Source organism: Rhizobacter sp. (assembly GCF_032229685.1).
Lineage (GTDB): Bacteria > Pseudomonadota > Gammaproteobacteria > Burkholderiales > Burkholderiaceae_C > LMDS01.
In genome coordinates this window covers 54075-71573 of the sequence record NZ_JAVTWP010000003.1, presented here as the reverse complement: position 1 = coordinate 71573, position 17499 = coordinate 54075, and the positions used below count along the sequence as shown (strand labels likewise).

Sequence of the window (17499 nt, the reverse complement as noted above, 5' to 3'; positions counted from 1 at the left end):
TCGCCTAGAATGGCAATCGACGGGCCTCCCCGCATGGAAGCGCGGCCAACCGGGTCAGGTCGGGAACGAAGCAGCCCCAACCGTTGTGACCAGTGCCGGGGTCAGGCTCGTCAACCCCATACAGACGTCTGTTCCCGAAGCATGCTCAGCGGGGTGTATCGAGTGTCTCAACGTTGTGCGGCGGGAGGCAACCATGAACGACACCTTCGAGCGGAACTCCGCTCACCACCTGCGTCGCCTCGTTGACCGCACCCCGTCCATGCTGGCGTATTGGGACTGCGACCTGCGCTGCCGGTTTGCGAACAGAGCGTACGAAGTCTGGTTCGGCGTGGATCCAAACGCCCTGGTCGGCACCTCGCTCCAGGACCTGCTCGGCCCCGAGCTGTTCACGCTCAACGAGGGGTACATCCGGGCCGCACTGAGAGGCAAGGAGCAGTCGTTCGAGCGCGTGGTGCCCGGCCCGAACGGCACGGCGCGCGACGGCCTGGCTCGATACATTCCGGACATCGTCGATGGCGAGGTGCTCGGCTTCACCGTCGAGGTCACCGACGTCTCTTCGCTGAAGCGAGTCGAATCAGCATTGCGCAATAAGGCGGCACAGAATGCGCGCGTACTGACGCTGCTGCGCAAGAGCAATGCCGCCTTGCGCGAATCGCAACGACTCGGGCAGATCGGTAGCTGGGAATGGGAGATCGAACCCGATATCACCACTTGGTCGGAGGAGCTTTACCGCATCTTCGGCCGCGATCCCAGTCGCCTGCCGCCGACCTACGCCGAGCATGCTGCCTTGTACGCGCCCTCGAGCTGGCAGCAGCTGAGCTCGGCTGTCGAGCGGGCGCTCACGACCGGTGCGCCCTACTCGCTCGAGCTCGAGTTCAAGCGCCCAGACGGCAGCTCGGGCTGGATCGAGGGCAGGGGCGAAGTCGAGCTTGATCAGAGTGGGCGACCCGTCACGCTGCGTGGCACCGCACTTGACATCACACTTCGACGCCAGGCTACTGAAGCCCAGCTGCAGCACGACCTGGCGGAGTCGGCGTCGCGTAACAAGAGCCAACTCCTCTCGCGCGTGAGTCACGAGTTGCGCACGCCCCTCAATGCTGTGCTCGGCTTCGCCCAATTGCTCCAAATGGATCAGGGCACATCCGCCAAGCATCGCCAGTGGGCTGAAATGATTGTCAGCAGCGGCGAGCACATGCTCGAGTTGGTCGACGAAGTTCTAGACCTTGCTGGTGCCGAGAGAGGGAACATCACTCTGCGACCTTCGCCGATCAATCTCGAAACCGAGATCCCCCGCGTCATGGCGCATTTTGCTGGTCTTGCGGCAGCGGCCGAGGTTGTTCTTTCAAAGGCGACCACACAGACGCTACCGCTGATCGTCGAGCTCGACCCGAAGCGCTTTCAGCAGGTGCTCAATACCGTACTGTCGAATGCCATCAAGTACAACCGCCCCGGCGGAGTCGTGTCGCTGTCTACGAACAGTGATGGAGTTCGTGTCGAAGTCGTGATCAAGGACAGCGGCATCGGCATGTCGGCCGCTCAGCTCGATCGCCTGTTCACACCGTTCGACCGCCTTGGCGCCGAAAACACGGGCGTCAAGGGCACGGGCGTGGGCTTGGCTCTCGCTCGAACATTGGTTGAATTGATGGGAGGCAGCATCCGCGTCGAAAGCCAGCCCGGAATCGGGTCGACCTTCACACTTGCCTTCCCGGCTCGGCCCAGCCCGACACTCTGAGACGGCTGTCGGTGCCTCAAGCCGCCTGCTTGAACGCCATCACCGCCTGGTTGCGCAAGGTGCGCAGCAGCGACAACTCCTTCTCGCCCAGCTCGATGCCGCCCGGCACCGCCTTGTCGGCGTAGATCAGCGCGAAGGGTGCATTCTTCATCTGCATCGGCAAGAGCAGAAAAGCCGGTGCGTTGACGCCCTCGCGGTACCAGGCCGGCAGGCGCGATGCGATCTGGGCCACGGTGGCATCGGCGATCAGTGTGTCGGCGCCCTTCACGCACACAGCCGTGAACAGGTCGCCGCCCACCTTGAGCGGCACCTTGAACTTGGCCGACACGGCCTCGGCGCCTTCGCCCAGGCCGAAGCGGCCGGTGAGCGAATCGGTCTTGGCGTCGCGCAGGCAGAACACGATGCGCCGAAAGCCGAGCGCGCGGAACATGGTCTCGAGGATCATGCGCAACACGTCGTTGAGCTTGAAGTCTTCGACCATCGTGTTGGTGATGTCCTGGATGCCGGCGGCCAATACTTCGGTGGCGTTGTCGAGCGGCGTGGGCTCGCGCTGCTGCACGATCGTGCGCGTGGCCTGCAGCGTGTGCGGGGTGAGCGAATCGGGCGGCGGCTCGCGCAGCGTGGCGGCTCCGGTTCGGGGGTCGCTGCGGGTGTCGGGCGTGGCGTAGAGGCGCCGCGCCGGCGACTGCGGGCCGACCTGCAGGTTCATGGCCGTGGCCATTTCGGCCAGGCGCTTCTGCGCCGCTTCGGTGGCCGCTTCGATGCGGGCCGCCGGCACACCGAGCGTGCGGGCAAAACGCTTGGCCACGTCGCCGATCCTGGCCTTGGCATGCTCGGGTTCGGTGCGCAACACGGTGTCGGCGATCTGGTTCGCGGCAAACGTCAACCAGCGCAGCCGTTCGCCGGCGTCTTGCGGTTCGCGCGTCGGGGGTTCGCCGCGTGGCTGGCGCATGCAGCGCTGCAAGGTGTCGGGCAGCCCCCACGACTTGGCCACGCCGATGCCGAGCGCCTCGAAGCTCAGGCCGAGCACGCTCGTCGATGCCGCATCTTCGCTGGGCGCTGCGCCCGGCCGGCCCGGCCCGGCACCGGCCACGATGCCGCGCACCTGGCGTGCTTCTTCAGCAAAGTAGTACTCGGTCAGCAGGCGGCCGAGGTTCTGGAACATGGCACCGATGAAGGCTTCTTCGCTGTCGCGTGACACGCCGCCGAGTTCGCTCGCCAGCATGCCGGCCATCAGCGCGCGCAAGAACTCTTCTTTGAGCTGGTTCGCGTGCGCCTTGTCGTGCATGTGCTCGACCAGCACCAGGCTCGTCGCCAGGTTGCGGATGCCGGCGAAGCCGACCAGCGCCACGGCGCGCGAGATCGTGCTCACGCTGCCACCCGCGCTCGAGAAGTGCGCGGTGTTCACGAGGCGCAGCAGCTTGTTGGTGAGCGCCACGTCTTTCAATATTTCGCCGGCCAGGCTGCCGATGCTCTGGTTCTCGGAATTGGCCACACGCTGGATGCGCGCCACCGAGTCCGACAGCGCCGGGAAGTCGCTCTTGTGCCGCATGCGCCGCAGCAGGAAGTCGAGCGTGGCATTGCTGTTGCCCGCGGCGGCGTCGGCCTCGTCGGCACTCGGCGCCGGCGAAAGCCAGGCTTGCAGCGCGTCGCGAAAGGCAGCCGCACTCGGCCAGCGCCGCGCCGGGTCGCGCTCGATCGCGCGCCGCAGCAGCGCCCGCAGCGCGTCGTTCACTTCCGACGACAAACCTTCGGGCAGCTTCAGGTCGGTGCTGGCCACGAAGTGCATCGCGCGATACGGGTCGCGCTCGGCGATCAGGCGCGCGCCGCTGAGCAGCTCGACCAGCACCACGCCGGCCGAGAACACGTCCATCGCTTCGGTCGGCAGGCCGCCCTGGGTCGCTTCGGGCGACATGTAGCCGGGCGTGCCGACGATCTGGTCGAGGTTGCCAGGGTCGTGCAGCCGCGCGGCGATGCCGAAATCCATGACCCGTGCGCGGCCTTGCGTGTCGACCAGGATGTTCGAGGGCTTCAGGTCGCGGTGCACCACGCCGGCGGCGTGCGCGGCGTGCAGCGCGTCGAGCACGCCCAGCATCATCGCCACCGCTTCGGTCACGGGCAGTGCACCACGCGTCTTGAGGTGCTGCGCCAGCGTCGGCCCCGGCACGTACTCGAACACCAGGTAGGGCTGGTGCTCGTGCAGGTCGGCTTCGAACACCGGCACGATGTTCGGGTGCGTGAGCCGGCTCACGCTGCGCGCTTCTTGCAGCCACTGGTTCACGGCGGCCGGGTCAGCGGCCGCATCGGCCCGCATCAGCTTCACCGCCACTTCGCGTTCGAGGCGTGCGTCGAACCCGAGCCACACCGTGGCCTGCGCGCCCTCGCCCAGCACACGCTGCAGTTCGAAGCGGCCGAGTTTCATCGGGTGGTCGGCGCGGCTTCGGGCGTGGCGGCAGGGTCGGGCTGGGCGGCGGGCACGGCCTGATCACCGGTCAGCGTGTCGCCCCGCTTGGGCGGCGGCAGCGGCGTGCCCTTGCGCACCGCTTCGCGGGCGGCCTGCAAGGCGTCGCCCACGTCGCGCGCGTTGATGCCGAGCGCACGTGCGTAACGCTGAGCCACCTGGCCGATGGCGGCCACGGCGCGCGGGCCGGTCAGCAGGCTGACGGCGTCGACCGCGTCGTTGGCGGCGCTGGCCGTGAGGCGCAGCACGTCGGCGTCGTTGTCGGGCTTGCGCACCGGCGCTTCGGGCGGCAGGCGGCGCACCATGTGCATCACGTCGTCGCCCAGGCCCCAATAGCGGCCGACGACGGCGCCGAGCGATTCGATGTCGACACCGAGCACCGCGTACGCCGCCACGTCCTGGCTCAGGCCGGGTTGTTCGGGAGTGCCGGCGACGTGGTCGGCGGGCGTGGGTGTCATCAGTTGCTGGATCTGCTCGGCTTCGTCGGCGAAGTGGTAACGCAGCATGAGCCGCCCGAGGTTCTGCAGCGCAGTGATGAGGAACACCACCTGCGCGTCGTACCCGGCCGGGCGCAAGGCCTGGGCCGTGTGGCCGGCCAGCCGCACCCGTTCGAGCGTGGTCTGCAGAGCCGCCGCGTGCGGCTCGGAAAGCGGCCCCGGCCAGGCACGCAAGGTGTTCGACGCGAGCCGCACACCGTTCACCCCGATCAGCGAAATGATGCGGCGCAGCGTGAGCACCGGGCCGTTGCCCTGGATCTGCGTGCCCTGCACCTGCGCCGAATTGAGTGTGCGCAGCAGCTCGAAGCTGAGCGCCATGTCTTCGAGCACCTGGTCGGCGATCTCGTCGGTGCGCTGGCTTTCCAGGCTCGTGACACGCGCCACGCGCGTCGCCAGGCCAGGCAGCGCCGGCAGGTGGCCGACTGTGCCCAAACGATCGAGCAGCAACACCAGCGGGCCACCGCCGTCATCAGCCTGGGCTTCGAGCCAGCCGGTCAGCGCACCGAGCAGTGTGCGGGCGCTCTGGTAGCGCAGGCGTTCCTGGCCGGCGGTGCAGCGGTTGGCGATGGCGCGCAAGGCTTCGGGGATCGGCAGCGGCGTGGTCCACGGCAGGCGCACGAGTTCGCGGCCGATCGGGGTCATGCGCTGGATCACGAGCGCGGTGTCGGGCTGGTCGAGCGCCGGCTGGCCGGTGAGCAGGTGGTGCAGCATCACGCCGCAGGCCAGCAGGTCGCGGCTGGCGGCGGCGCGGCGCTCGCGCAACAGGCCGGCGTCCATGGCCATGCCACGCTCGCTGCCGCGGGCACGCGGCTGGTCGAACGGCGTCTCGGTCACTTCGCAGGCCGCGGCCAGCGCCATCAGGCTGACCCCGCCGCGGTCGTTGATCAAGACGCTGTGGAGTTGCGGGTTCAGGTGCGCCACGCCGGCTTCGTGCGCGAACGCCAGGCCCTGCAGCAGGTCACGCACCCAGCCCACCACTTCGGCCGGCTGCGGGCCCGGGTGGGCGGCGAGCCATTCGCCGAGCGTGACGCCGTGGCTGCGGTCGACGGCGATGAAAGGCCAGTGGTCCTGCACGCCGATCTCGGAGACCGGCGCGAGGTTCGGGTGGTCGAGGCGCGCAGCCAGCCGCGCGTCGCGCAACCAGAGTTCGAGCGCGTAGGCATCGGCCGGCTGCACGCGCGGCAGCGTGAGCATCACTTCGTGGTCGGCGCGCGGGTCGAAAGCGAGCCACACCATCGTGGCCGCGCTCTTGGCCAGCAACTGGCGCAGCGCAAAACGGCCGAACGAGCGGATCGGGTTCGCTGAAGGGGCGGCGGGCAAGGCGTGGGCGACCATCGTGCAAGGGTGTAGTGCCACGATTGGACCGCAGGCCGGCGCCGCCGAAACGCCGATCAGCCGGTGCAAGACCGGCCAATTGGCGGCTTGATGCGCGGCGCAGCGGCCGGGCCCTCAGTCGACTTCGACGACCGCCCCGGCCCCGGTGATGAATGCGCAGCGCACCACCGCGCCGGGTTGGGCAGCCTGCACCGCGCTGCGATAGCGCAGCATCTGCGCGCGGTACTCGTCGAGCCCCTGCGGCGCGTGCTGCAGCTTGTAGTCGAGCACCCACCAGACCGGGCCGCCGGGCTCGTCGAGCAGCACCAGCCGGTCGATGCGCAGCGGCTCGCCGGCGGCACTCACCGGCACTTCGTTGCCGGCCCAGCGCAAGCCCGGCCCGCGGAAGAAACGCGCACAGGCCGGGCTGCGCAAAATCCCGCCCGCCAGGCGCTCGACCTCGCTCGCATCGCTGCCGAACTCGAGCGCTGCGCCCTGGGCCAGAGCCCCGAGGTCGACTTGATCCAGCGCCGGCTGCGGGCTGGCCCATTCCAGCACGCGGTGCACGGCCTGGCCGAGGCGCGTGGCGGCGGTGTCGGCCGCTGGCGGGGTGGCGGCGACAGGCCCCGGCAGCGCGGCCGCCTGCCCTGCCCACACCGGCGGCACGCGCAGGCGTGCCACGGCGCTGCCCGGCGCCGCGGTCGGCTCGGCTGGCGCGTCAGGCACGCCAGGCCAGGGTGTGGCCCAAGGTTCGACGCGCTGCCACCACGACGCTTTCGGCGCTGCCGCGAACGGCTCGGTCGCGCTGAAAACCAGCCGCTCCTTCGCACGCGACATCGCCACGTACAAACCGTTGAGCTCTTCGCGTTCGCGCGCCGCGCGCTCTTCGGCCAGCAGCGGCGCCAGCGACGGCGGACAGGCCGATTCCGAATACACGAAAGCGCAGGCACGCGGAGCGGCAGCGTCGATCGGCCAGTCGACGAGCAGTGTGGCGTTCTCGGCCTTCTTGTTCTCGGGGTCGGCGTCCATCACGAACACGACCCGGGCTTCCAGGCCCTTGGCCCCGTGCACGGTGAGCAGTTGCACGGCGTCGGGCTGCACCGGCGCGGCCACCTTGATGGTGCGGCGCTTGAGCGAGCGCACGAAGTTGTAGGGCGTGGCGTAACGCCCGCCGTCGAGCAGCAACGCCTGGCCGAGCACGGCAGCGACCGCTTCGAGCGCAGCAACCCGCTGCTCGGGTGGCACCGTGGCGACCACACGCTCGCGCACCTCGCCCTCGGCCACGATGCGGTCGAGCAGGTCGTGCGGCGGCAGCGTCTGCGCCGCGGCCGACCAGCGCTGCAGCAGCGCGCGCGCGCGTTCGAGCGCCGGTGATGCGGCTTCGAGCTCGAGCAAGGCGCGCCACCAGTCGCCGCCGACCGCCTGCTGCGCCAGTGCCACCAGGTCGTCGTCGCTGGCGCCGAACACCGGGCTGCGCAAGGCCCGGGCCAACGACAGACGGTGTTGGGGAGCGACCAGGCAGTCGAGCAAGGCGACGAGGTCTTGCGCTTCGGGCGCGCTCATCAGTTCATAGTCTTCGGCCGCGGCGTGTGGCACGTGCAGCTGGCGCAAGGCGTCGGCCACGAGCCGCAGCGACTGGCGCTTGCGGCTCAGCACGAAGATCTCGGCCGGCCGCAACTGTTGCCCGGCCACGAGCGTGTGCACTGCGCGGGCGACCAGCGCGGCTTCTTGTTCGCGCAACACTTCGTCGGGTTCGTGGCGTGGCACGCTCAGCGTGTCGCGCCACTCGGTCGCGGCCGCGGCCTTCGCCACACGCGGCGGGCGCAACACGCGTGGCAGCGCGAACACCGCCGCGCCCGGCGTGGCGGCGAGTTCGGTGGTGTGCTCGCGAAAGCCGCTGAAGTCACCCGCCGCGCTCGCCGCGTCGAACACGGCGTTCAACACGCCCAGCACCTCGGGCGCGTTGCGCCGGGTGTGATCGCAGGCCAGCATCACGCCGCCGAGCGCTTCGACCACGAAGCCACGGGCCGCCGCGAACACCCGCGGCTCGGCGCGGCGGAAGCGGTAGATGCTCTGCTTGGGGTCGCCGACGATGAACACGCCGGGCGCACGCTGGCCGCTCGCGCCACCACCGGCACCGGCGTAAGCCGACAGCCAGGCGTGCAGCGCATGCCACTGCAAGGGGCTGGTGTCCTGGAATTCGTCGATCAGCACATGGCGGATGCGCGCGTCGAGCCGCTCCTGCACCCAGGCCGCGAGCGTGGCGTCGCGCAGCAGCGCGAGGCCGCAGGCTTCGAGGTCGGACATGTCGGCCAGACCGCGCGCACGTTTGTAGGCCGCGAATTCCGCCAGCAGCGCGCGCGAGAGGCGCACCATGCGCAGATGCTCTTCGTGGGCCTCGTGCTGGCGGGTCTTCGCTCCGATGTCTTCGAGCGCACCCTGCACCGAAGCCAGCGCGGCGCTGTTGCCGAGCTTGCGCGGCGTGCCCTTGTCGGTGAACAACGCAGCCCACAGCGCCTTGAACTGCGCTGCGGCGTCCAAGGGCTGCAGCGCCTCTTCGATGGCGACGGCCGCCTTCTTCGCCAAGGCGCCACCCTGGCCCAGCAGCAAGGCCAGTTCCCGCAGCGACTCTTGCCAGGGCAAGGTCTGCAGCGCCTGCGCCGGGTGCGAACCGGGCGCGCACACGGCGGGCACGCTGGCTTCGAGCGCCCCGGCCGCATCGGTCAGTTCGAACTCGACCCGCTTGGCCCACGCCGCCTCGAACCACTTGCGCGCCTGGCTGCGGCCACGCTGCGCGACGAGCGCCTGATGGTCACGCTGCAGACCCGGGTCGCGCAGGATCGCGGCGTGGAAGCGCCGGAACACCTCGCTGCGGTGGTCTTCGATGACTTCGATCAGCTCCATGTCGGGCTGCAGCCCGAGCTCGGCCAGCAGTTCCAGCGGCGCGGCGCGCAGCAGCTGCGAGAACCACGCGTGGAAAGTGCGGATCTCGACCGGCCGGCCGCCGGCCAGCAGCCGTTCGTGGAGGCCGGCGAGTTCGGGGGCGAGCGCTTCGGCCCTGGCCACCGACAGCCCGCGTTCCATCAGCGCCTGCACACGCTTCTCGTGAGCGACGCCCGGCGCGGCGAACTCGCGCAGCCACTCGTTCAGGCGCTGGCGCATCTCGCCCGCGGCCTTGCGGGTGAAGGTGATCGCAAGGATCTCGTGCGGCTGCGCCCCTTCGAGCAGCGCGCGCAGCATGCGCGAGACGAGCATCCAGGTCTTGCCGGCGCCGGCACAGGCTTCGACGACCACGCTGCGCTGCGGGTCGCAGGCGAGCGCGTAGAACGCCTCGCGTGAGACCGGCTCGCCGCCGGCCTGGTAGGCCGCTGCGCCGGCGCCGCTCATGCGCCCGGCCCCGGCGGCGACCAGTGGTCACGGCGGCACACGCCGCGCGCGTCGCAGTGTTCGCAGGTCGCGCCCTCGCCCAGTGCAGGCATGCCGGCACCGGCGCGCAAGCGCGACAGGTCGTGCGCCAGGCCTTCGAGCAGGATCGATGCAGTCGCTTCGACGTTCTTGTGCTCGGCGGTCTCGATGGCGTTGGTTCCGTCGACCGCGAGGTAGACCGCCCGCAACGGCAGCGTGGTCTGCGAGCGGGCGAGCGCTGCGTAGAACGCGAGCTGGGTGTCTTCGAGCGGCTCGTTGACCTTGTCACGCAGGCCGCTGATGTGGCCGGTCTTGTAGTCGATCAGTTGCTGCGCTTCGCCTTGTTCGGAAGGCACGACGTCGATTCGGTCGATGACGCCGCGCAAGACCGTGCCCTCGAATGCCGGTGGCGTGATCTCGATCCCGGTTTCGCCGCGCAACCAGCGTGCGCCGAGCGCCTCGCGCTCGTGCAACCAGTCCACGTAACGCGGCGCGAAGGCGGCGAACGATGCCGCGAACGGCAGGAACTCGGCTTCGTCGAGGCCCTCCGCCGCTTGCGCTTCCAGAGCCACGGCGTGCAGGCGCGCCAGGTCTTCGGCAGCACCTGCGGGCGCCGGGCGGTCACGATGAAAGACGTGCAGCACATGGTGCAGCCAGGTGCCGTAGTCACGCTTCTCCACTTCGCCGTCGAGCTCGTCTTCTTCGCGCAGGCGCAACAGGTTGAGCGCGAAGAAGCGGTACGGGCAGGCGCGCAGCGCTTCGCAGGCACTGGCCGACAGGTGCTCGGGGAGCAGGCCAGGCGCCGCCGGCGCGCTGAGGAAGATCGGCGTCGGCTCGATCAGGACTTCGTGGCCCGGCTCGGGCCACGGCATCAAGGCACGGCCTTCGTGGGAGAGCGCCAGGGCCAGGCGCTCGATCAGCGGGCTGGCGGCCAGCGGCTCGGTCGCGTCGGCGCGCCGCCGCAGGAAGGTGATGCGTGGCGTGCGCAGCGCCTGCCCGAAGGCTTTTTCTTCCGCGCTGCCGCGTTGCGCCGCGTCGGGGAGCCCGAGCGCCAGCAATTGCGCTTCACCGAGCAGCGCGTGCGGTGCGGCGTGTGCGCCGAGGTGTTTGTCGTCGGCCCCGGGAAACACGATCGCGCCGAAGGGCCGCAGCATGGCTCGGGCCAGCGGCACGATGACAAGCTGCGCATTCGCGGCCGGTGGTGGGCGAAAGCTCTCCTGCTCCAGCACCCGGTCGACCCAGGTGCTGAACTCGGTGAACGACATGGCGATCGCCGACGCGGTGGCGACCCAGGCCGCGGCGCCGGCCTGCGCTGCGTCGAGCCGCAGCGCGACCAGCACCTGTCGCCCGGCTTCGTCGGCGGCGAGCAGTGGCAGAGAGCCGCAGCGCTGCAGGGCTGCGGCCAGCGCGGCGAGCCAGCGTTGCAATGGCTGGCGGCCGGGCAGCGCCAGTTCTTGCAACACCACACCGACGTCGCCTCGAAGACGCTCGGGCAAGCCTTCGAGCCGGGCCCGACCGAGCGCCGCGAGGCTGGTCACCTGCTGCTCGCGGCACGTCGACTCGAGCTCGGCCAGGGCTCGCGTGTGCGCCGGTGCTGACCAGAGGGTGCCCGAACGCAGCCAGTCGAACACGGCGTCGATGCGAGCGTCGCGGCGCGCCGCGCCGAGCAGCGCCATCACCTGTGCGGCGGCGCGCGTGGTCGACAACTTCCAGCCGGTCTCGTCGACCACACCGACCTGCTGGCGTTCGAGCAGCGCACGCACACGACGCACCAGCGCGCGGTCCTGGGCGATCAGCGCCACCGGCTGTTCGCCACGGCACAGGTGCTCGAGCACGGTCGCCGCCGTGCTGACCGCTTCGTGTTCGAAGTCGTCGCACACGGCGAGCACGGGCGAGGTGGTCTTGGCGAGCCCGGCGAACGGGCGCTCTGCGGGCGCGTCGGCATCGACCAGCAAGGCGGGGCCGTGTGCGTCGCCCAGCAAGCGCAGGGCGAGCGGCTCGGCTCCGCCCGCCTGCACCACGATCCAGGCCGACGGTCGCAAGGCGAACAAGCGGTCGGTGGGCGGCGCCGGCGCCAGGCTCGCCCATTCCAGTGCCACGCGTGCGAGCATGCGCGCGGTGGCCCCGGGCCCGGCCACCGGCGCCAGCAGGTCGCGGGCACGCGCCCAGTAGGAAGGCCGCTCGGCCGGAGCTATGGCCGCCGCAGCCCGCGCGATCTCGTGGCTCGTGGCCACGACCTGGTCGACCGCCTGCTCGAAACCGCGCGGGTCGCGCCCGGCCCAGGCGGCACCCCAGGCTTGTGAACGCAGCAACTGCGCGGCCGTCAGCGCGTCGACCGCTGCGTCATGCGTGATCTGGCCACGCTCGGCGGGTGCCGCAGGCCCCAGGCTCGCGGCGAGCGTGCGTGTGGTCTCGATGCGCGGGCTCCAGCCATCGCCTCGTGCGAAGGCAGCGCGCGCCAGCGGGAGCAGCTGAGTGAAAGGCAAGAGCAGCACCGCATCACGCAACTCGACCGCATGCGAATCTGCCCATTGGCCGATCTGCCGGGCCAGCGCCGGCCAGGCGTCGGGGGCGGATTCGCTGCTTTCAAGAGCCACGCGGGCTATGGTTGCCATAGGCAGGAAGGCAGCGCCGCGCGCCACGGGGGTTGGGGCTTTGTGTCAGAATCATTGTGCCTTGCCACCCACTTCATGCGGTGCTTGCCTGAGGACAAACAATGAGCAGCGAACTGATCAAACACACTTCCGACGCGTCGTTCGACACCGACGTGCTGAAGGCCGACAAACCCGTGCTGGTCGACTACTGGGCTGAATGGTGCGGCCCGTGCAAGATGATTGCGCCGATCCTCGACGAGGTATCGAAAGACTACGACGGTCGCCTGAAGATCGCCAAGATGAACGTCGACGAGAACCGCGACGTGCCCGCCAAGTTCGGCATCCGTGGCATCCCGACGCTGATGCTGTTCAAGGACGGCCAGCTCGCCGCCACCAAGGTCGGCGCACTGTCGAAAGCCCAGTTGACGGCTTTCCTCGACGGTCATCTATAATCTGCGCCAAACGCTGCAGGAACCGGCGCTTACCCAGCACCCGGTTTCTGCCGCAAGAGTTCTGCCCCCACCGCACGACGCGAGCCGCTGAAACAGCGTAGCGGCGTCAACGCCCCACCCGGCGGCGCGTGTTTTCGGCACCCCCACTTCCCGTTCTTCGCGCACTGCGCATCCCCGACCCGGCCTTTTCTGTCATCGGCCGCTCCTCAGGCTGAGCCCGCCCCGCGGCGGGCCGCCAGCATTCACCCAGGGTGTTCGCCCATGCATCTTTCAGAACTCAAGCTGATCCACGTCTCCGAGCTCATCACGATGGGCGAGGCGCTCGAGATCGAGAACGTCGCCCGCATGCGCAAGCAGGAGCTGATGTTCGCGATCATGAAAAAGCGCGCCAAGGCCGGCGAGCAGGTGTTCGGCGACGGCGTGCTCGAGGTCTTGCCCGACGGCTTCGGCTTCCTGCGGTCGCCCGACGCGAGCTACATGGCGTCGACCGACGACATCTACCTGAGCCCGAGCCAGATCCGGCGCTTCAACCTGCACACGGGCGACGCGATCGAAGGCGAGGTGCGGGTGCCGAAAGACGGCGAACGTTACTTCGCGCTGGTGAAGGTCGACCGCGTGAACGGCGTGGCGCCCGAGGAGAGCAAGCACAAGGTGATGTTCGAGAACCTGACGCCCTTGTTCCCCAAGGAGCAGTTCAAGCTCGAGCGCGAGATCAAGACCGACGAGAACATCACCAGCCGCATCATCGACCTGGTGGCGCCCATCGGCAAAGGCCAGCGCGCGCTGCTCGTCGCGCAGCCCAAGACCGGCAAGACGGTGATGATGCAGCAGCTGGCGCACGCGCTGGTGGCCAACCACCCCGAGTGCCACCTGATCGTGTTGCTCGTCGACGAACGGCCCGAAGAAGTGACCGAAATGGTCCGCACGGTTCGTGGCGAGGTCATCAGCTCGACCTTCGACGAGCCCGCGGCGCGCCACGTGCAGGTGGCCGAGATGGTGATCGAGCGCGCCAAGCGCCTGGTCGAGATGAAGAAAGACGTGGTGATCCTGCTCGACTCGATCACCCGCCTCGCTCGCGCCTACAACAACGTGTTGCCCTCCAGCGGCAAGGTGCTCACCGGCGGCATGGACTCGAACGCCTTGCAGCGCCCGAAGCGCTTCTTCGGCGCTGCGCGAAACGTGGAAGAAGGCGGTTCGCTGACCATCATCGGCACCGCCCTGATCGACACCGGCAGCCGCATGGACGAAGTGATCTACGAAGAGTTCAAGGGCACCGGCAACTGCGAAATCCACCTGGATCGCCGCATGGCCGAGAAGCGCGTCTACCCGTCGATCCTGATCAACAAGAGCGGCACGCGCCGCGAAGAGCTGCTGCTGCAGCCAGAGATCCTGCAAAAGACCTGGATCCTGAGGAAGTTGCTCTACCCGATGGACGAGATCGAGGCGATGGAGTTCATCCTCGACAAGATGAAGTCGACCAAGAACAACCTCGACTTCTTCGACATGATGCGGCGCGGGGGCTGACCGGCGCAGCTCGGGCTATAATCTGCGGTTTTCCGCATGACGGAAAGTGCGCCGAATGGTTCGGCGTGGCTCCCGTAGATGACCAGTGCAGAGGTTCCCATGAAAGAAGGCATTCACCCCACGTACCGCGAAGTGTGCTTCGTGGACCTGTCCAACGGTTTCAAGTTCGTGACCCGTTCGTGCGCCACGAGCAAAGAAACGATCAAGATGGACGACGGCCGCGAACTGCCGCTGTTCAAGCTGGAAACCACCAGCGAATCGCATCCGTTCTACACCGGCACGCAGAAGAGCGTTGACTCGCTGGGCGGCCGCGTCGAGAAGTTCCGCAACAAGTTCGCGCACCTGAGCACCAAGAAGTAAGGTCCTGCGCACTCGCGAGAAAGGCAGCCAAGGCTGCCTTTTTTGTTGCCCGCTCGTTTCCGCAGAGCCCGTGCACCCGAGTTGCTGCATCATTCGCGGCTGATTCCAGAGCCCTGATTGAACTCACCCAACCCTGCCCTCGTCACCCAGCGTGCCGCACAGCCCATCCCGCGGCTCGCCTTGCTGCTGTTCTGCGCCGCCTACGTGCTGCCCGGCCTGCTCGGCCGCGACCCGTGGAAGAACGCCGACATCACCGCGTTCGGCTACATGGTGAACATCGCCCAGGGCCGCACCGCCTGGCTCGCGCCGACCGTCGGCGGCCTGCCGGCCGACGCGGCGCTGTTGCCCTACTGGCTCGGGGCCTCGTTCATCAAGCTGCTGACGCCGTGGGTCGACCCGGCCTTGGCGGCGCGCATTCCGTTCGCATTGCTGCTGGTCGTCGCGCTGGTGCTGAGCTGGTACGCGGCCTACCACCTCGCGCGCACCGAAGCGGCCCAACCCCTGCCCTTCGCTTTCGGTGGCGAAGCCCGCCCGACCGACTACGCCAGGGCGATTGCAGACGGCGCGCTGCTGGCACTGATCGCGTCGCTGGGCCTGCTGCAACTCGGCCACGAGACCACGCCAGAGTTGGCGCAGCTCGCCAGCGTGAGCCTGTTCGTCTACGCGCTGGCCGCCAGCCCTTTCCGTGGCCTGCAGCCCCGACTCGCGGCGCTGCTGGCCTTGCCGGCACTGGCCGCGAGTGGCGCCCCCACCATCGCCCTGGCGCTGGGCACAGTGGGCGCGGTGATCTGCCAACGCTCCAGCTACGAGACCGCGCGGCGCCTCGTGCGCTGGGTCATCGCCGGCGTGGTGTTGGCAGTCATCGTGGGCACGGCCTTGGGCGCCTGGCGGTGGCGTGCCGTGGCAGGCGACATCACGGCAGCACGCATCTGGGAACAGTTGCGTCTGCTCGCCTGGTTCACGTGGCCAGCATGGCCGCTGGCGCTCTGGACTGCCTGGCGCTGGCGTGGCCAGCTCTCCGACCGGCACATTGCCATCCCGCTCGGATGCGCGGGGGTGGCGCTGGTCGCCTGCGTCGCCATGGGCGGGTCTGATCGCGCCTTGATGCTGGCGCTGCCGCCGCTGGCCGTGCTGGCCGCGTTCGCACTGCCGACCTTGCAACGCAGCACCGCCGCGGCGATCGACTGGTTCTCGGTCTTTTTCTTCAGCGGCGGGGCCATCGTCATCTGGGTGGTCTACGTGTCGATCCACACCGGTGTGCCCCGCCAACCGGCGCTCAACATCGCCCGGCTCGCACCGGGATACGTGCCGGCGTTTTCGCTGCTCGCGCTGGCTCTGGCGATCGTCGGCACGCTCGCCTGGCTGTGGCTGGTGAAGTGGCGCACGGGGCGCAGCCGCCACCCGCTGTGGAAAAGTCTGGTCCTGCCCGCCAGCGGCGTGGCGCTGTGCTGGTTGCTGCTGATGACCCTGTTGTTGCCGCCGCTCGACCACGCGCGCAGCTACCGCTCGCTGGTGCAACGCATCGCACAACAGGTGCCCCGCGGTGCGTGCGTGGCGGCACCCGACGTGCCGCGAGCGCAGGTGGTGGCGATGGAGTACCTGGGTGGCTACAGGGTCGATGCCGTCACACCGGCCAACGCGACGCGTTGTGACTACCTCGTGCAGATGCAGGCCGCATCGCCGCCGGGCAGCGGCTGGCGTCTGCTGGCGCGTGAACGCCGAAACACACGCAACGACGAGACCAGCGCGATCTATCGGCGCGCCAAACCCTGAGGGCAGACGCTCAGCCGAGCGCGCTCTCGGCCGGGGCAGACACCGCCGCCGTAGCCATGCCCGACGAGCCGCCTTCCGACGCGCCAGCACGCACCCGCGCGGCCGGAAACACCAGCCTGAACACCGAGCCCTTCCCGACGTCGCTCTGGATGTCGAGTTCACCGCCATGGCGCTGCACCACGTGCTTGACGATCGACAGGCCCAGCCCGGTGCCGCCGGTGTCGCGCGAGCGGCTGCCGTCGACCCGGTAGAACCTTTCGGTGAGGCGCGGCAAGTGCTCGCGCGCGATGCCCGGCCCGGTATCGATCACCGCGATCTCGCCCGAGCCGTCGCCCTGCACCCGCCAGGTCAGCTCGATGCGCCCGCCTTCGGGTGTGTAGCGCACGGCGTTGTTGACGAGGTTGGTGATGGCGCTCTGCAGTTCGTTCTGGGCCCCGGCAATCTGGGCCTCCGGATCGGCCGGGAAGACGAACGTGTGGCGCCCGCCGGACAGCACCCGTGCGTCGATCTCGATCTGGTTCAGCAGCGGCTTGAGCGCGACCCAGCGGTCGGCATGAGGCCGCGGGCTGCCTTCGAGCTGCGCCAGCGTCAGCAGGTCGCTCACGAGCGAGCCCATGCGGTCGGCCTGCTGCGTCATCAACTGCAGCACACGTTTGCGTTCGACCTCGGTCAACGGCAGGCTGCGCAAGGTTTCGATGAAACCCGAGAGCACCGTCAGCGGCGTGCGGATCTCGTGCGACACGTTGGCGACGAAGTCGCGCCGCATGCCGTCGGAGCGCTCGCGTTCGGTGATGTCTTGCGAGAGCACGAGTTTCAGATCGTCACCATACTCGCGCACCAGCACCGAGAGCAGGCCCTTGCCACGCGGCTGCGGCATCTGCACCGCTTCGTCGAACTGCGCCGCCTGAAGGTAGGCCACGAAGGCCGGCGCACGCACGAGGTTGGTGATGGGCTGGCGGCGGTCTCGCTGCGGGTCGAGCCCGAAGTGGTCGGCCGCGAGCGAATTGCACCATTCGATCTGGTCACCGGCGTCGAGCAACATCACGCCGTTGGGCGAGGCTTCGATCGCCGACAGAAACTGAGTCAGGCGTGTGCGCTCGGTCGCGGCCGCGTGCTCGCGCAAACGCAGCGAACGTTCGATCCGGTAGCCCAGCTCGCCCCACAAGCCGGCGTCACGCGGTGCCGGCCCTTCCTGCGAGCCGCGCAGCCAGGCGATCAGCCGGTAACCATGCAGCGTGTCGCGCACCACGAGCACGCTGATCGCGAACGCGCCGCCGAGCAGCAAGCCGACCACCGACGCGTCGGCACGGTCGACCCACAGGCCCATCAGGCCGCCCGCCAGCATGGCCAGCACGACCGCCAGCAGGCGCGGCAACAGCCAGGTCAT

Annotated in this window: 10 protein-coding genes and 1 other RNA gene; 6 read left to right on the top strand and 5 right to left on the bottom strand. The window is 69.1% G+C overall.

Translation table 11 applies throughout. The features are described from left to right. Nucleotides 1–18 precede the first annotated feature (18 nt). An RNA gene (ffs, locus tag AC30PD_RS01260) (signal recognition particle sRNA small type) lies at nt 19–115 on the top strand. A 78-nt stretch (nt 116–193) separates the two neighbouring features. Continuing rightward, nucleotides 194–1732, top strand: a complete 1539-nt coding sequence (locus tag AC30PD_RS01255; RefSeq protein WP_489533818.1) for a sensor histidine kinase — start codon at nt 194–196, stop codon at nt 1730–1732. 16 nt (nt 1733–1748) lie between these two features. Here the strand turns inward: AC30PD_RS01255 and AC30PD_RS01250 are convergent, their stop codons facing one another. The 4 genes from AC30PD_RS01250 to AC30PD_RS01235 all read right to left on the bottom strand — a co-directional run bounded on the left by AC30PD_RS01250 (nt 1749) and on the right by AC30PD_RS01235 (nt 12006). Further along, nucleotides 1749–4154 carry a protein kinase domain-containing protein gene (locus tag AC30PD_RS01250; protein WP_489533817.1) on the bottom strand — a complete coding sequence of 802 codons (2406 nt, stop codon included), beginning with the start codon at nt 4152–4154 and terminating at the stop codon, nt 1749–1751. Next, on the bottom strand, nt 4151–6025 hold the full coding sequence (locus AC30PD_RS01245; protein WP_489533816.1) for a serine/threonine protein kinase: 1875 nt from the start codon (nt 6023–6025) through the stop codon (nt 4151–4153). The genes AC30PD_RS01250 and AC30PD_RS01245 overlap by 4 nt, the downstream gene beginning before the upstream one ends. A 114-nt stretch (nt 6026–6139) precedes the next feature. Next, on the bottom strand, nt 6140–9391 hold the full coding sequence (locus AC30PD_RS01240; protein WP_489533815.1) for a UvrD-helicase domain-containing protein: 3252 nt from the start codon (nt 9389–9391) through the stop codon (nt 6140–6142). Continuing rightward, the gene (locus AC30PD_RS01235; RefSeq protein ID WP_489533814.1) at nt 9388–12006 is read right to left on the bottom strand and encodes a PD-(D/E)XK nuclease family protein; all 2619 of its coding nucleotides are present in this window, start codon (nt 12004–12006) and stop codon (nt 9388–9390) included. Before AC30PD_RS01235 ends, AC30PD_RS01240 begins: the two co-directional genes overlap by 4 nt. Nucleotides 12007–12125: 119 nt before the next feature. Here AC30PD_RS01235 and trxA point away from each other — a divergent pair, with 119 nt between their 5' ends. From trxA to AC30PD_RS01215, 4 genes are all read left to right on the top strand, one after another. Further along, nucleotides 12126–12455: a thioredoxin TrxA gene (trxA, locus tag AC30PD_RS01230; protein ID WP_489533813.1), complete on the top strand. Its 330-nt coding sequence runs from the start codon at nt 12126–12128 to the stop codon at nt 12453–12455. 261 nt (nt 12456–12716) lie between these two features. Next, nucleotides 12717–13979, top strand: a complete 1263-nt coding sequence (gene rho / locus AC30PD_RS01225) for a transcription termination factor Rho (RefSeq protein WP_489533812.1) — start codon at nt 12717–12719, stop codon at nt 13977–13979. A 99-nt stretch (nt 13980–14078) separates the two neighbouring features. Beyond that, nucleotides 14079–14339 carry a type B 50S ribosomal protein L31 gene (locus AC30PD_RS01220; protein WP_489533811.1) on the top strand — a complete coding sequence of 87 codons (261 nt, stop codon included), beginning with the start codon at nt 14079–14081 and terminating at the stop codon, nt 14337–14339. 117 nt (nt 14340–14456) lie between these two features. Further along, nucleotides 14457–16112 (top strand): hypothetical protein, encoded by a 1656-nt coding sequence (locus AC30PD_RS01215; RefSeq protein ID WP_489533810.1) that lies wholly within the window; start codon nt 14457–14459, stop codon nt 16110–16112. Nucleotides 16113–16122: 10 nt separating this feature from the next. Here the strand turns inward: AC30PD_RS01215 and phoR are convergent, their stop codons facing one another. Then, complete coding sequence (phoR, locus tag AC30PD_RS01210; protein WP_489533809.1) at nt 16123–17499, bottom strand: phosphate regulon sensor histidine kinase PhoR; 1377 nt, start codon at nt 17497–17499, stop codon at nt 16123–16125.

Coding starts and splice junctions, on each gene's coding strand:
- AC30PD_RS01255 (WP_489533818.1), top strand. CDS start 194: ATGAACGACACCTTCGAGCGGAACTCCGCTCACCACCTGCGTCGCCTC.
- AC30PD_RS01250 (WP_489533817.1), bottom strand. CDS start 4,154: ATGAAACTCGGCCGCTTCGAACTGCAGCGTGTGCTGGGCGAGGGCGCG.
- AC30PD_RS01245 (WP_489533816.1), bottom strand. CDS start 6,025: ATGGTCGCCCACGCCTTGCCCGCCGCCCCTTCAGCGAACCCGATCCGC.
- AC30PD_RS01240 (WP_489533815.1), bottom strand. CDS start 9,391: ATGAGCGGCGCCGGCGCAGCGGCCTACCAGGCCGGCGGCGAGCCGGTC.
- trxA (WP_489533813.1), top strand. CDS start 12,126: ATGAGCAGCGAACTGATCAAACACACTTCCGACGCGTCGTTCGACACC.
- rho (WP_489533812.1), top strand. CDS start 12,717: ATGCATCTTTCAGAACTCAAGCTGATCCACGTCTCCGAGCTCATCACG.
- AC30PD_RS01220 (WP_489533811.1), top strand. CDS start 14,079: ATGAAAGAAGGCATTCACCCCACGTACCGCGAAGTGTGCTTCGTGGAC.
- phoR (WP_489533809.1), bottom strand. CDS start 17,499: ATGACCTGGCTGTTGCCGCGCCTGCTGGCGGTCGTGCTGGCCATGCTG.